The 15,137-nt window shown below is 71.7% G+C and carries 13 protein-coding genes and 1 pseudogene; 11 read left to right on the forward strand and 3 right to left on the reverse strand.

Annotated elements, in window-relative coordinates:
- From JNW98_RS30425 to JNW98_RS30440, 4 genes are all read left to right on the forward strand, one after another.
- Positions 1–253, forward strand: a 253-nt coding sequence (locus JNW98_RS30425) for an ROK family protein (RefSeq protein WP_223771521.1), incomplete at its 5' end; no start/stop codon positions are given.
- Between the two features lie 479 nt (positions 254–732).
- Positions 733–1,770, forward strand: coding sequence for an NUDIX hydrolase (locus tag JNW98_RS30430; protein ID WP_223771522.1), 1,038 nt, complete (start codon positions 733–735; stop codon positions 1,768–1,770).
- A gap of 131 nt (positions 1,771–1,901) precedes the next feature.
- Positions 1,902–2,354, forward strand: a complete 453-nt coding sequence (locus tag JNW98_RS30435) for a hypothetical protein (protein ID WP_223771523.1) — start codon at positions 1,902–1,904, stop codon at positions 2,352–2,354.
- A 56-nt stretch (positions 2,355–2,410) separates the two neighbouring features.
- Positions 2,411–2,776, forward strand: a complete 366-nt coding sequence (locus tag JNW98_RS30440) for a hypothetical protein (RefSeq protein WP_223771524.1) — start codon at positions 2,411–2,413, stop codon at positions 2,774–2,776.
- Between the two features lie 64 nt (positions 2,777–2,840).
- Here JNW98_RS30440 and JNW98_RS30445 read toward each other — a convergent pair whose 3' ends face one another.
- Both JNW98_RS30445 and sigJ read right to left on the reverse strand, forming a co-directional pair.
- Positions 2,841–3,806: an ADP-ribosylglycohydrolase family protein gene (locus tag JNW98_RS30445; protein WP_223771525.1), complete on the reverse strand. Its 966-nt coding sequence runs from the start codon at positions 3,804–3,806 to the stop codon at positions 2,841–2,843.
- Between the two features lie 154 nt (positions 3,807–3,960).
- Positions 3,961–4,854, reverse strand: coding sequence for an RNA polymerase sigma factor SigJ (gene sigJ / locus JNW98_RS30450; protein ID WP_223771526.1), 894 nt, complete (start codon positions 4,852–4,854; stop codon positions 3,961–3,963).
- Positions 4,855–5,142: 288 nt separating this feature from the next.
- Between sigJ and JNW98_RS30455 the strand changes: the two genes are divergently transcribed.
- The 6 genes from JNW98_RS30455 to JNW98_RS30480 all read left to right on the forward strand — a co-directional run bounded on the left by JNW98_RS30455 (position 5,143) and on the right by JNW98_RS30480 (position 12,938).
- Positions 5,143–5,691 (forward strand): effector-associated constant component EACC1, encoded by a 549-nt coding sequence (locus tag JNW98_RS30455; RefSeq protein ID WP_223771527.1) that lies wholly within the window; start codon positions 5,143–5,145, stop codon positions 5,689–5,691.
- 368 nt (positions 5,692–6,059) lie between these two features.
- Positions 6,060–6,290 carry a hypothetical protein gene (locus JNW98_RS30460; protein ID WP_223771528.1) on the forward strand — a complete coding sequence of 77 codons (231 nt, stop codon included), beginning with the start codon at positions 6,060–6,062 and terminating at the stop codon, positions 6,288–6,290.
- A 298-nt stretch (positions 6,291–6,588) separates the two neighbouring features.
- Complete coding sequence (locus JNW98_RS30465) at positions 6,589–6,954, forward strand: SseB family protein (protein ID WP_223771529.1); 366 nt, start codon at positions 6,589–6,591, stop codon at positions 6,952–6,954.
- Between the two features lie 35 nt (positions 6,955–6,989).
- Positions 6,990–7,508: a hypothetical protein gene (locus JNW98_RS30470; RefSeq protein ID WP_223771530.1), complete on the forward strand. Its 519-nt coding sequence runs from the start codon at positions 6,990–6,992 to the stop codon at positions 7,506–7,508.
- Positions 7,508–12,319: a putative T7SS-secreted protein gene (locus tag JNW98_RS30475; protein ID WP_223771531.1), complete on the forward strand. Its 4,812-nt coding sequence runs from the start codon at positions 7,508–7,510 to the stop codon at positions 12,317–12,319. Before JNW98_RS30470 ends, JNW98_RS30475 begins: the two co-directional genes overlap by 1 nt.
- A 352-nt stretch (positions 12,320–12,671) precedes the next feature.
- Entirely contained in the window at positions 12,672–12,938 is a 267-nt protein-coding gene (locus JNW98_RS30480) for a hypothetical protein (RefSeq protein ID WP_223771532.1), read from the forward strand.
- A gap of 83 nt (positions 12,939–13,021) precedes the next feature.
- Here the strand turns inward: JNW98_RS30480 and JNW98_RS30485 are convergent, their stop codons facing one another.
- Positions 13,022–14,407 carry a dipeptidase gene (locus JNW98_RS30485; protein WP_223771533.1) on the reverse strand — a complete coding sequence of 462 codons (1,386 nt, stop codon included), beginning with the start codon at positions 14,405–14,407 and terminating at the stop codon, positions 13,022–13,024.
- A gap of 256 nt (positions 14,408–14,663) precedes the next feature.
- Here JNW98_RS30485 and JNW98_RS30490 point away from each other — a divergent pair.
- Positions 14,664–15,137, forward strand: a pseudogene (locus tag JNW98_RS30490) (hypothetical protein); the annotation flags it as partial.

Raw genomic sequence — 15,137 nt, forward strand, 5'->3', positions numbered from 1 at the left:
CGCCCGGGCGCTCGCGGCCGGCATCGCCGCGACGGCCGTGCTCACCGAGATCGAGGTCGCGGTGGTGGGCGGCGGTGTCGCGGGCGCCGGGGACGTCCTCTTCGCGCCGCTGCGGCGCCACTTGCGCGCGTACGCGACGCTGTCCTTCGCCGCCGGCGTCGAGGTCCTGCCGGCCCGGCTGGGCGGCGACGCCGGGCTGGTGGGCGCGGCGGCGGCAGCGGCGGAGGGGGTGGGGGTGTGGGGGCGGGGGTGAGGTGAGGTGGCCGATGGCCTGTGGGGTGGGGCGATGTGAGGTGTCGTCGGATGCGGTGGTGGGCGAGGGTTTCGCCGGGGGCGGTGGGGGAAGTCGTAGTGGCCGGTGCCTGTTTCGGGTGCCTGTTTCGGGTGCCTGCTTCCGGTCGGTGCTCGCCGCCGGTGTCTGCCGCCGGTGCCTGCTGCCGGTGTCTGCTGCCGGTGTCTGCCGCTGATGTCCGTCCGTCTTCCGCCCGCTCGTCCGTCCGGCCGCCGCGACGGCGCGGCTCACGGCGCGGCTTCCGGCGCGGCCCATGACACGGCTCACAGCGCGGCTCCCGGCGCGGACGGAGCGGAACCAGTGAGCCCCTTGGGAACCGAGGGAGTTGTGAGGCATACGGCCGGTGCGCCGATGAACCGAGGGCCCCATCCCGCTCGTCTGTCCTTCCATGGCAAGGTGTTCCGGGCATCGCAAGGGGGCCGCTCGGAGGAGGGGGAACCGTGATCGTCTGGTTGAACGGCGCTTTCAGTGCGGGAAAGACCAGCACCGCGAGGGAGCTGACCGGGCTCATGCCGGAAAGTCACCTCTACGACCCCGAGATCGTCGGCGGGGGACTGCGGCATCTCCTGCCGCCGGAGCGGCTGGCCGAGGTCGACGACTACCAGGACCTGCCCATCTGGCGCCGCCTGGTCGCCGACACCGCGGCGGCGCTGCTCGCGGAGGTGGGCGGGGTGCTCGTCGTCCCCATGACCCTGCTGCGGCAGGAGTACCGGGACGAGATATTCGGGACGCTCGCCGCCCGCCGGATTCCCGTGCGGCACATCCTGCTCGACTGCGATGAAACGATACTGCGCAAACGGATCGACGGCCGGGTGGAGTTCCCCGGCGACCCGGCCGGCAGCGAGTCCGTCCGGCAGTGGGCCCGGGACCACGTCGACGCCTACCAGGAGGCGCTGACCTGGCTCTCCGACGACGCGTTCGTCGTCGACACCGGACGGCTCACCCCGCGCGAGGCGGCCGAACGGGTCGCCCGGGCGGTCCGCGACGGCTCCGCCGGCCCGTGCCAGATCGTCGAGACGCCCGAGCCGAAGGCCGAGACGCTGGCCGCCGGGGTGCTCCTCTTCGACGAGCACGACCGGGTCCTGCTGGTCGACCCGACCTACAAGCCCGGCTGGGAGTTCCCCGGCGGCATCGTCGAACCGGGCGAGGCGCCGGCGCGGGCCGGCATGCGCGAGGTGGCAGAGGAGATCGGCATCGAACTGCCGGACGTACCAAGGCTGTTGGTCGTGGACTGGGAACCCCCGCGGCCCCCCGGCTTCGGCGGCCTCCGCTTCCTCTTCGACGGCGGCCGGCTGACCGAGGCGGAGGCCCGCCGCCTGCTGCTCCCAGGCGCCGAACTGCGCGGCTGGCGGTTCGTCACCGAGGCCGAGGCGAGCGCCCTCCTGCCCCCCGTCCGCCTCAGCCGCCTCCGCTGGGCGCTCCGCGCCCGCGAACGCGGCTGCCCGCTCAACCTGGAGGCGGGGGTGCCGGTCGGGTGAGGTGGGGGAGGGGTGGGGAGGAGGCGCGGCGAGGGCGCGTACGGGCGCCCGGCGCCGCGCTCGCGCCCGTTCCGCCGCTGCCTCCCCCAGCCCCAGCCACCGCGTAGGTACCGACAGAGGGAGGACGCCCCGTGGAGGACGAACGCCGGGCAGCGGCGACGGCTCGGATTGTCTCCGCGACCGTCACCTACCGGGCGCCGTGCCGGGACTGCGGCGCGGAGGCCGAGTGCCACGGCGTCCAGGCCCTGGTGGACGGCCGCCTGCGGTGGGACGTGGAAACGGCCTGCGCCGCCTGCGGTGCGGCGCTCGCCGTGTGCGGCGCCGCCCTGCCGCCCGAACGGCGGGAGCAGCTGCTCGCCGAGCACGGGCCGGCGACCCTGCGCGTCCTCACGCCGCCGCCGACGGGCGTGCCGGTCATGCGGGTACTCCGGGCCGCGCTCGGTGTCGGCCCGGCGAGCGCGAGGACGCTGTCGCGTCGCGTCCTGGCCGGCGGCTGTTCGGGCACCTTGCCCGAGATGGAACTCCTGGCCGGGAAGCTGCGCGCGTCCGGCATCGACGCCGTGGCCGCCGCTGCCGAGCGATGACCGAATTCGCTGACAGAGCTGACAGAGCTGACAGAGAGGGAAGTGAGGAGCACTCGATGGGCGTGTACGTGTCGGTGCGAGGGTGGCTGGAGTGCGACGACAAGCAGCTCGCCGCCGTCGAAGAGGTCATCGCCGCGTACGACGACGACCACTACAGCGGCGGGTGGGGCGCACCTCGTCGGCGCAGCGGCTGGACCCACTACGTCTTCTACGGCGCCGACATCCGCGCGTCGGCCCTGGACTGGTTCACCGACCAGATCGAGGAGATCGCCCGTATCCCCGCCTCCGACGAGGACGGAGACCTCGTCCAGGGCCTCTTCCTCGTGCACCACGAGATCGAGGGGACGACCGAATGGCAGGTCCGCGACGGCCGGCTCGTCACCTCACCGGCCGACATCAGACACAGGTACCTCGACCTGTAACCCCGCGCCCGTCCCGCCCCTCCCGCCCGTCCCGCCCCTCCTGTCCCTCCCGAGCTTCCGGCCCTCAGCCCGGCCCGGCTTCGAGGCGGCGTGCCAGAGTGGTCAGTTCGGGCAGGCACAGCGCCCGTCCGCCGAATCCCGGGAGGGGGACGTGCAGGGGTTCGGCCCAGCGGGCGGGGATCGCGTCCCGTCCGTGGAACGCGCCCGCGAGACCGCCGGTGACGGCGGCGACGGTGTCCGTGTCGCCGCCGAGGTCGATCGCCGCGCGCACGGCCTCCTCGTAGCCGGTGGTGGTGCGCAGCGCCCAGACCGCCGAGCCCAGGCAGGGCCAGACCGCGCCGTTGAACTCGGTCGCCCTGTCGGGGTGCCAGTCGGCGGCGAGGACGGTGGCGTAGCGGGGGCGGTGGTCCGGGTGGACGAGGTCCAGGACGTCGGGGAGGGCGCGGAGGGCGGGAAGGAGCCCGACGCCGTCGAGGGCGAGACGGACGAGCTCGTGGAATATCGCGGTGCCTTCCCAGGCGGCGGGGTCCCCGTGGGTGAGGGCGGCGATGCGCCGGGCGGCGTCCATCGTGGCCGGCCGGCCCGCCCGCGCGAAGTGGACCGCGGACGTCGACGCCCGCATCAACGCCCCGTTCCCGGCCGCGTGCCGGTTGACCCGGAAGTGGGCCGCGGCGGCCCGGTCCCACGGCATGCCGTTGGTGAGGACGTCCTCGGTCTGCAGACCGATGTCCTTCGGGTCGCCTGCCGCCCACCGCTGGAAGCGGGCGAAGACGTCCGGCAGGTCCAGTCCGCCCTGCTCCACCAGCGACTCCGCGACCAGCACGGCCATCTGCGTGTCGTCCGTGGCCTCGCCCGGGTCCCAGCCGCCGCCTCCGCTCATCTCGCCGCCGCACCCCGGCTCCGGGAACCGGGCGGAGAACGCGCCCGCCGGGCCGAACTCGAAGGGCGCCCCCAGCGCGTCGCCCACCGCGGCGCCGACGACCACCGCGACGGCTCGGTTCGTGCGTTCCGTACGCTCAACCGGTTCCATCCGCGCAGGCTATCGGGGCTCGCGGGGGCGCTACTGGCGGGCGGGGCGGGCGGGCCGCCCCCTGTCCGGAGGCCGCCCGCTGCCCGCGACTTCAGTGATTCCAGTGACTCCCACGACTTCAGCGGCTCCCGCGACTTCAGCGACTCCCGCGACTTCAGTGATCGAGGACGGCGAGGTCCAGCGCGGCCAGGCGCTCCGGGTCGGTGAGGATGTCGAGGGCGACGATCCGGTCGTCCACGACGGTGAAGGCCAGGACGGAGAACGGCGCCCCGCCCGCCGTCGCGACGACGCCGGCCGCGCCGTTGACCAGTGCCGGGCGCGCCGACTCGGCCACCCGCGCGAACCGCGACGCCTGCCGGGCCACGGCCTCCGCGCCCCGTACGACGCTGAACGCGCGCGAGGGGCCGCCGTCCGACCGTGCCACCACGTCCGGGTCCAGCAGGTTCACCAGCGCGTCGAAGTCGCCGCCACGCGCGGCGGCGAGGAACGCGTCGACGACCCGGCGCTGCCGGCCGAGGTCCGGGTCCGGGCTGGGCGCCGAACCCTGCACCCGCCGGCGGGCGCGGCTGGCGAGCTGCCGGGCGGCGGCGGGGGTACGGCCGACGACCGGCCCGATCTCGTCGAAGGGCACGGCGAACATGTCGTGCAGGACGAAGGCGAGCCGCTCCGCCGGCGCCAGCGACTCCAGCACCACCAGCAGCGCCAGCCCCAGCGAGTCCGCCAGCAGAGCCTCCTGCTCCGGATCGACCCGGTCCGCCCCGCTGATCACCGGATCGGGCAGCCGCAGCCGCTCCTCCATCGGCTCCTCGCGCCGCGCGGTACGGCTGCGCAGCATGTCGAGGCAGACCCGCCCGACGACCGTCGTCAGCCACCCGCCGAGGTTGTTCACCTCACCCGCGTCCACCCGGCTCAGCCGCAGCCACGCTTCCTGCACGGCGTCGTCGGCCTCGGCGAGCGACCCCAGCATCCGGTAGGCGACCGCCCTCAGGTGCGACCGGTGCTCCTCGAAGCGCCGCGCCAGGAACTCGGTGTCGTTCGCGCTGTCCATTCCCCGCCGTTCTGTTCGGTGGCATCGCGCGCACTCGTTCCGCGCGGCGCCTGACTGCTCGATCGGAACACTGACGTATCGGGCGGCGTGTTTGTCACAGGCGGCAGGGTGAACGTGGGCGCGATCACATATTTGCGGTGGTGGGGTGTGGGGTGCCGCTGGGGGAGAGGGGGAAGGAGCGGCGGTCTCGGTGTCGCTCGATCGCACTTCAAACCCCGCTTACGCGCGTACAGTTGGGGGTGAGGAGTCGGGCGGTCCGTGGGAGCGCCCTGGTTTTCTGGAGAGCAGATGGAGATCACCCTGTCCGTCACCGTCCAGGACGGTGATCCGGCCGGTGCCCTGAGTGACTTGCGGCACTGGCTGCTCCGCGACCCGCACCTGCGGCACCGCGTCGGACGGGAATCCGCGCCGCCCCCGCCCACCGACTGGATGGGCGCGGCCGACGAACTCCTGCCGCTGCTGCTGGCGCCGGGCGGCGTCACGGCCGCCGCGGCCGCCGCCGTCGTGGCCTGGGTGCGGAGCCGGCGCGGCGACCAGAAGGTCACGATCGACCTCCCCGACGGCACCCGGATGACCGTCGCCGCCACCCAGGTCCGCGACCTGGACGCCAAGGGCGTCGCGGAGCTGGTGGAGCACCTCGCCGCCACGCTGAACGCGGCGGCCGGGGAGCGTCCGCGGGTGCCTGCCGGCGAGGGAGCCGACCCCGTCGTGGGACCTGCCGTCGGCCCTGTCGTCAGCCCTGTGGCCAACGGTGCCGGTGCCGGTGCCGATGCCGATGTCGGCGCCGGTGCCGGCATCGGCACCCCGGCTCGCCGAGCGGAGCCGGACCGGAGCTGACGCCGTGCGGGGGGAGGGGGACGCGAGAGACCTGACGGGCACGGACTGCCACGCGGTCGTCGTCGGGACCGGCCGGCACGGCTCCCGCCCCCACGAGCACGACCCCGAGCGTCAGGCGCCCGGCTTCGAGCGCGAGACTACATGTCGAGCCGGCCCCTCATGGTCACGGGAAGCGACAGCGAGCACGCACTCCTGTGGGATCTCCGGGATGTCCACCATCCCAGCCGGGGGGCGACGCTCCCCGGCACACCCGGAGCGGTCGCCGCCACGGCGAAGGACACGCTCGCCATCTCCCTCAAGGACGGGACGGTGAATTCTGGAACGTCGGGGACACCCGGAACCCGCGCCTGGAACGCCGGGTCACGAGCATGAAACGCTCCTCGGACGTCCTGGTCACGGTGGAGTCCGACGACACCGGTGTGCTCGGCAGGGGCCCCGAAGTGTTCCGCGTGTGGGGCCTGAACCCCGACGGCACGTGGCAGAGGCCCAGTTCGGTCACCTTCACCGGCGCCAACGACGTCCGAGTGCTCGATGAGGGGCGTCCGGCCGTCGCCGTCCACCGGCCGAAGGAGGACGCGACGAGGACCGCACCTTCCTGATCGACCTCAACGCCGGCCGGCTCTACCGCACGTTGTGCGACCTCAACCCGCTCAGCGTTCCCGAGGACCAGTGGAAGGCCCTCTTCCCGAAGATTCCGCCCCGCCGCTCCTGCGACTGACGGCGCACGTCCTTGCACGTCCCCGCATGTCCCCGCACGTCCCCTCCACGTCCCCCCCCCACGTCCCCCACGGTCCCGCAAGTGGATGGGGGTGCTCCATGTGCCCCTCTGAGAGCGCAGGGTATTGTCCCGGGACAGGAGGTACCGGTGTGTTGACGTTGCGTGAACAATTAACAGCCTTGTACACCAACGAAGTCGAGCCGGCGGAGGTCGTGGGGGCCTTCCGGCGGGCCCTGGTCGTCGTGCCGCTCGACGAGCGCGGCGGATTGTGGACCGTTCCGTACGGGGGTGTGTGGTGGATCCACGCCTTCTGCGACGAGGCGGCGTTGGCACGGTTCGCGGCGGCCAAGTCCCACGGAACCGAATGGGACTACGTCACGACATTCGGCGCCCGTCTCCTGGACGTGGTGGTCCCGGCCGTCGGAGAACCGACCGGAGTCGCCTTGGACTTGGGCGGTGACACGCCCTTCTTCCTGCCTCCCGTGGCGGGTGTCGTACCGGACGCGGCGGCGGTCGTGACGACCGCCGGAGGGGACAAGCGATGAGCGGCGGTTCGGATCTGGCGGCGGACCGTGAGGCCTTGGATCAGATAGCCCAGGGACTCACGGCCGTTCTCGCCGAACTGAAGGAACTCGGGATGATCGGGGAGTCGGCGGCGGGCCGGGGGTTCTCCGACATCAAGCTGAACGGCATGGAGACGGGCCACGACGGCCTGACCGGCACGCTGAAGACCTTCGCCGAGCGCTGGGAGTGGGGCGTGCGGTCGTTGGTGCACGACGGGAATCAGTTCGCCCGCCGGGTGGGGCTGGCCGCCGGCAGCTATTACGAGCAGGACCAGTACATCAAGGGAACCCTCAAGGTCGGTGTGGCCGCGTTCGGCGCCGATCCGACGCTCTCCGACGAGCAGGTCGAGAAGATGTCGATGGACGAGATAGCGGACCACGGGAACTTCGCGCACGTGGACTACAGCAAGAAGTCCTTCGAGGAGTCCTTCGACCACATGAAGCGCACCAACCTGGACGTCGCAATGGACAGCATCGCGACCGGACGTGAGAACGCCGAGACCATGAAGCGCGTCACCGGTCAGGGGGAGCGCTGATGAGCTTCCTGGGCGGCCTCGGGCACACCGTCAAGAAGGGCGTCGACAAGGTCGGCGACAAGGCCGAAGGGGTCTGGAACGAGGGCAAGAAGCAGGTCGGCAAGGGCGTCAGATATGTCGCCCACGAGGTCGGCGACGGGCTCGACTCGGTGGGCATGCACGGCCTGGCCGACGGCGTGGACGACTTCGGCGACAATTTCGCCTCCCGCATGGGCGCCCACGTCAGCGAACAGCAGCTCGGCGAGACGGAGGAAGCCGACGAGCTCATTCACGGAAAGCCGGGGAAGATCCGTTCCTCGGCCTCTCATCTGTCGGACTTCGCGGCGGCGTTCGCGCGGGTCCGCGACGGGATGTCGCGGCTGGACTCCGATCACTGGAAGGGCAAGGGCGCGGACGCCTTCCGCGAGAAGTTCGCCATGCACCCCTCGCAGTGGGGACACGCGGCGAAGGCGTGCGAGGACGCGGCCAAGGCCCTGAGCCGGTACGAGGAGACGGTCACCTGGGCCCAGGGCAAGGCGAAAGAGGCCATCGCCCTCTACAAGGAGGGGAAGCGGGAGCAGAAGGAGGCGATCGACGCCTACAAGGCGCAGGTCGAAGCCTTCCAGAAGGCGGCCAAGGAGTACAACGCGAAGCTCGACGACGGCAAGGACCCGGGGACCCGGCCGACGCCACCCGGTTCCTGCCCGAACGCCGGCGCAGACAAGATGCGGCACGCCCAGGAGCTGCTGACCAACGCCCGTACCCAGCGCAACAGCGCGGCGGAGGCCGCGGCGGCGGCGGTGAAGGGGGCGCTGGCCCACGCCCCGGAGAAGCCGGCGTTCACCAACCGCATGGGGATGAACCTCGACGACTTCGAGACGGCCTCCATGACCGAACTGACCCATTTCGGCGGCGGTTTCGCCAAGGGCGCGGCGGACACGGTCAAGTTCGCCCGGACGGTGCTGCCCATCGACCCGTACAACATCACGCACCCGGCGCAGTACCTCGACCACATGACCAACATGGGGGCCGGGATCATGACCCTGGCCAACCATCCCGACCAGATACCCTCCACGCTCCTGGGCACCGGCTGGGGCAAGGACCGGTCCGAGGCGGCCGGCCGGCTGGGCTTCGACGTGCTGACCACGATGGCCAGCGGCGGTACCGGTCTGGGTGGGGTGGCCGCTCGTCGCGTGGGGATGAACGCGGCCAAGCACGGCCTGGAGGACGCGGGTGCCCGGGGGCTCCGCCGGTTCGGCCAGGACGCGGAGCGCGAGGCGGGCGCGGCCCGTGGGCACGCCGAAGCCGACCCCAATGGCGCCGCGAAGAAGGACGCCCAACGCGACTGCGCCGGGACCGACCCGGTCGACCTGGCCTCGGGCCACATGTTCCTGGCCCAGACCGATGTCGCCCTCCCCGGCGCACTCCCGCTGACCTTCACCCGAAGAGTCGGCTCGGGCTACCGGGCGGGCCACTGGTTCGGCCCGTCCTGGTCCAGCACGGTCGACCAGCGGCTGGAGATCGACGCGAAGGGCGTGGTGTTCGTCTGCGAGGACGGCATGGTCCTCACCTACCCGCACCCGGCCCCCGGCGTCCCGACCCTCCCGTCCCACGGCCCCCGCTGGCCCCTGGAACCGACGGCGGACGGCGGCTACACCGTCACGGACACGCACGGGGACCGTACGTGGCACTTCTCTGCCGCCGTCCCCTGCGGCGACCGGCATGAGATCGCTTTGCTGGACCAGATCACCGACCGCAACGGCCACTGGATCACCTTCGATTACACGGAGGAGGGCGTTCCGACCGCCATCACGCACCATGCCGGCTACCACGTCCGCATCACGACGGACGGCGGCCGGGTCACGGCCCTGCATCTGGGCGATGTGGAGCTGATGCGCTACGCCTACGCGAACGGCGATCTGACGGAGGTGGTGAACTCCTCCGGCCTCCCCCTCCGCTTCACCTACGACGACCGCCACCGCCCCACGTCGTGGACGGACCGCAACGATCGCTCGTACCAGTACGTGTACGACGACCGCGACCGCTGCGTCTACGAGACCGGTGAGGCGGGGCACGTCGAGTGCACCCTGGAGTACGGCGACCCGGACCCGGAGACCGGGCTGCGCGTCACCACCCTCACCAGCGCCTTGGACCACACCAGTCGCCATGTCTTCGACGCGCGCTCGCGGCTGGTCGCGGAGACAGACCCGACGGGGGCCACGACCCTCTTCGCCTGGGACGGCCACGACCGGCTCGTCTCGCGCACGGACCCGCTCGGGTACGTCACGACGTTCGCGTACGACGAGGCGGGGAACCTGCTGTCGGTGGTCCGGCCGGACGGCAGCGAGAGCACCGCGACGTACACCGCCCTCGGTCTCCCCGAGACGGTCACCGAACCGGACGGCGCGACATGGCGGCAGTCGTATGACGCGGCGGGCAACCGCGTCTCACTGACCGACCCCTCCGGCGCGACAACCCGCTACGCCTACGACGCCGCCGGTCACTTGACGACGGCCACCGATGCCCTCGGGAACGTCACGCGGATGCGGTGCGACGCGGCGGGCCTCCTGTCGGAGGTGACGGATCCCCTCGGCGGAACGACCCGCTACGAGCGGGACACCTTCGGCCGCACGGTCGCCGTCACGGACCCGATGGGAGCCGTCACCCGCTTCGCCTGGACGACCGAGGGCCTGCTCGCCCGCCGTACGGATCCGGACGGTGCGGAGGAGAGCTGGACGTACGACGGCGAGGGCAACTGCGTCACGCACACGGACGCCCTGGGCGGGGTGACGCGGAACGAGTACACCCACTTCGACCTGCTGACCGCCCGCACGACACCGGACGGCGTCCGCCACACCTTCACCCACGACACCGAACTCAGGCTCCGGACCGTCACCAACCCCCAGGGCCTGACGTGGTCCTACACCTACGACCCGGCCGGGCGTCTGACGTCGGAGACGGACTTCGACGGCCGCACGCTGACCTACGCGCACGACGCGGCGGGGCGGCTGACCGAGCGGACGAACGGCCTCGGGGAGACGGTCGGTTACCGCTACGACCCCGCGGGCCGGATCACGGCCAAGGACGTCGCGGGCGAGCTCACCACCTACGCCCATGACGCGGCGGGCCGCCTCCTGGAGGCGGCCGGGCCCGAGGTGACGCTCGTCTACTCGCGCGACCGCCTGGGCCGGGTCAAATCCGAGACGGTCAACGGCCGGACGCTGACCTACACCTACGACAAACTCGGCAGGCGTACCCGGCGGGTGACCCCGGCGGGCGCGGTCACCACCTGGACGTACGACGCGGCGGGCCGACGGACCGGTCTGACCGCCTCCGGCCACGCCTTCGAGATGGAGCACGACGCGGCGGGCCGGGAAGTAGCCCGCCACTTCGGCCAGGGGCTCACCCTGACACACGGCTGGGACGCGGCAGGCCGCCTCACCACCCAGACGTTGTCGGCGTCCGCCGCCCCCGATCCCCTCCAGCACCGCGCCTTCACCTACCGCCAGGACGGCTGCCTCACCGGCATCACGGACACCTCCGGTGGCTCCCGCACCTTCGACTTGGACGCGGCGGGCCGCGTCACCGCCGTCCACGCCGCCGACTGGACCGAGCGGTACGCGTACGACGCGGCCGGCAACCAGACGCAGGCTTCCTGGCCCACGGACCACCCGGGCGCGGAGGCCCGCGGCCCCCGCACCTACCAGGGGACCCGAATAACCCAGGCGGGCCGGATCCGCTACGAACATGACGCCCAAGGCCGCGTCGTCCTCCGCCAGAAGACCCGCCTGTCCCGCAAACCGGAGACCTGGCGCTACACCTGGGACGCGGAGGACCGTCTGACGTCGGTCGTCACACCGGACGGCACCACGTGGCGCTACCTCTACGACCCGTTCGGCCGCCGCACGGCCAAGCAGCGCCTGACGCCGGCGGGCGACATCGCGGAACAGGTGGACTTCACCTGGGACGGCCCCACCCTGGCCGAACAGACGACAACGTCGACGGACCTGCCGCACCCCGTCACCCTCACCTGGGACCACGACGGCCTCCACCCCATCGCCCAAACCGAACGCATCTCCGCAGCGGACGCCCCCCAACGCGAAATCGACCGACGCTTCTTCGCCATCGTCACGGACCTGGTCGGCACACCGACGGAACTCGTCGACGAGAATGGCGCCACCGCGTGGTACTCACGTATCACACTGTGGGGCGAAACAGGCTGGTCGCGGGACAGTACCGCTTACATCCCTCTCCGTTTCCCAGGTCAGTACTACGACCCTGAAACGGGCCTCCACTACAACTTGTACCGGCACTATGACCCTGAGACAGCTCGGTACACTGCTCCGGACCCTCTTGGGCTTGCACCGTCACCCAATCCGGTCACCTATGTGCACAACCCGCACACCTGGCTCGACCCTCTTGGGTTGGCGCCCTATGAGGATGACCGCCGGGTCGGTTTGGAGAGGCGAACCTCCAATACAGGGGCATTCTCCGAACTGCAGGTTCCTATGCAAAAGCGGGTGGTTCATCGAGTGGCGCAGGACGCGGGCGTTGGACTGGAAGGGGTGAAGGTAAAGATTAACCGGGATACCGATCTCATCGGGCGAAACCTGTTCGGCCATACATCACCTGACGGAACGATCACGCTCTACCCTGATGCGTTCAGCAACATGGAAGATCTCGTCAGGACAATCGGTCATGAACGCATGCATGTAATGCAGACCAGGTTGCACGGCCCTGCCTCTTCCATGGAACAGGAAGCAGCCTGGGAACGTGCCGCCTACGCGTCGGAAGACCAGTTCTGGAACTACTACAACGGACGGATCGGATGACCATGAACCGCGAGACGTGGCTGAAGGCGCTGCCGGGCGCTTCGGAGAACCGCGGCCTCGATGGGATGCCATGTCCGGATTGCGGGCGAAGGCAATTGAACGTGCGGTATGTCGCCGATCCTGAAAGTCGTATCGGATACGTGCTTTTCTGGTGCGGATCCTGCTTGCATGGGATCACGGTTTCGCGAGTGCGCGTGCCCGAAGGGGTGGAGTTCCGGTCGTTCGGCGACTCCAGGGCAGTCGAGGGAGTTCCGAACTTCACGCGTCATGAGTAGAGAAAAGCCGGAGGGGGACAGGCCGACTCAGTGAGCTGATACGGCGTATCTGTTCGCCGGATGCTCGGGAGAGGGCGTTGGGTGCCGATCAGGCGACCGACTGGGTCGGTGCGTACTCGGTGGGAGACGGGGAGGCGTTGGTCGGAGTGCTGATCGTGTGTGCGGTCTCCGAGACGGATTGGGGGGCTCTCGAGGCGCAGTTGCACGGTCTGCTGGAGCTGGGGGCCGGTGGATTCACGCATCCGGAGAACCTGGGTCGGCTCCGTGAGATCGCCCCGGGAAAGCTGCCGCAGGAATTGCGCGGTTATCTCGATGACCTTCTGGAGGACCCGGCTCGGGCGTGATCAGCGGACAGCTTCCGTATGGTGACGGCCCGGCCGGTCCGGCTCATGGGAGCCGGACCGGGACGGAGAAGCGGAGGGGACCGCTACCGCTTCGAGTCCGCGTAGTTCAGGAGGAACAGGGCCTCCGTCAGGGACATGCGCTCCAGTTCCTCCGGGTCGACGCTCTCGTTGACCGCGTGGATCTGGGCCTCCGGCTCGCTGAGGCCGATGAGGAGGATCTCGGTGTCGGGGTAGAGGGCGGCGAGGGTGTTGCAGAGGGGGATGGAGCCGCCCATGCCGGCGGTCTGCATTTCCTGGCCGGGGTAGGCGACGCGCATGGCCTCGGCCATCGACACGTACGCCGGGCTGGCGGTGTCGGCGGCGAAGGGCTCGCCCTGGCCGACGAGTTCCGTCGTCACGCGGGCGTTCCACGGGACCTGGGACTCCAGGTGGGCGCGGAGGAGCTCGGCCGTGTCGGCGGCGTTGACGCCCGGGGGGACGCGGAGGCTGATCAGGGCCGCCGCGCGGGCGTGGACGGACGGGGTGGCGCCGACGACGGGCGGGCAGTCGATGCCGAGGACGGTGACGGCGGGGCGGGCCCACAGGCGGTCCGCGACCGTGCCGGAGCCGATCAGGTCGACGCCGTCCAGGACCTTGGCGTCGGAGCGGAAGTCCTCCTCCGGGTACTGGAGGCCGTCCCAGGTGCCCTCCGGCTCCAGACCGTGGATGACGGTCGTGCCGTCGGGCGCGCGCAGCGAGTCGAGGGTGCGGATCAGCGCGGCGAGCGCGTCGGGGGCGGCGCCGCCGAACATGCCCGAGTGCAGGTTGCCGCCGAGCGTCTGCACCTCCACCCGCACCAGCATCATGCCGCGCAGGGTGGCCGTCACGGTCGGCAGACCGAGCCGGAAGTTGCCGGCGTCGCCGATGACGATGGTGTCGGCGGCCAGCAGCTCCGGGTGCGCCTCGGCGTACCGCTGGAGGCCGCCGGTGCCCTGCTCCTCCGAGCCCTCGACGATCATCTTGACGCCCACCGGCACCCCGCCGTGCTCCTTGAGGGCGCGCAGCGCCGACAGGTGCATGATGAAGCCGCCCTTGCAGTCGGCCGCGCCGCGCCCGTACCAGCGGCCGTCCCGCTCGGTCAGTTCGAACGGCGGGGACAGCCACGCGTCCTCGTCCAGCGGCGGCTGCACGTCGTAGTGGGCGTACAACAACACCGTCGGGGCGCCCTCGGGACCCGGCAGGTAGCCGTAGACGGACTGGGTGCCGTCCGGGGTGTCCAGCAGCGCGACGTCCTCGAAGCCCTCGGCGCGCAGCGCCCCGGCCACCCACTCCGCCGCCGCCTCGCACTCGCTCTTCGGGAACTGCGCCTCGTCCGCGACCGACCGGAAGGCGACCAGCTCGGCCAGTTCGGTGCGGGCGCGGGGCTGGAGGGAGGCGACGGTCGCGGCGAGCGCGGCGGAGTCGGGCCGGGGGGCCGGAACGGTGTCCATGGAACGCTCCTCGGGGGCACCACGTTGTGGTGCATGGATGGGCATGGTTGACGGCCTCGATCCTTTCATGGTGTTCCGGGGCGGTGCCGGTGGGCCGGGCGTGCTTCCCGAGGCGGGCGGGCCTACGGCCGGGCCGTAGGATGCGGGCGGAACGGCCGGTACGGCCGGCGGCGGCGGACGAGCGGGAGCGGAAGCACAGGTGAGCAGCGACAACACAGCCCGGGAGACGGGCCGCGACGACGTGCCGGCGGAGGACGTGTCCGTGGACGGCGGGCCCACGGGCGCCGGGCCGGTGTGGGACGTCGTCGTGGTGGGCGCCGGTCCCGCCGGGGCCTCGGCGGCGCACGCGGCGGCCGGCGCCGGGCGCCGCGGCCGGCGCCGGGCGCCGCGGCCGGCGCCGGGCGCCGCGGCCGGCGCCGGGCGCCGCGTCCTGCTCCTGGAGAAGGCCGAGCTGCCCCGCTACAAGACCTGCGGCGGCGGCATCATCGGCCCGTCCCGCGACGCGCTGCCGCCGGGCTTCGAACTGCCGCTGCGCGACCGCGTGCACGCCGTCACCTTCTCCCTCGACGGCAAGCTGACGCGCACCCGCCGGTCGAAGAAGATGCTCTTCGGGCTCGTCAACCGGGCGGAGTTCGACGCCGGCCTGGTCGAGGCGGCGAAGGCGGCGGGCGCCGAGGTGCGCACCGGCGTGACCGTCGCCCGCGTCGAGCAGCACGGCCCGGCCGTGCCC

The organism is Streptomyces huiliensis, assembly GCF_020037025.1.
GTDB lineage: Bacteria > Actinomycetota > Actinomycetes > Streptomycetales > Streptomycetaceae > Streptomyces > Streptomyces huiliensis.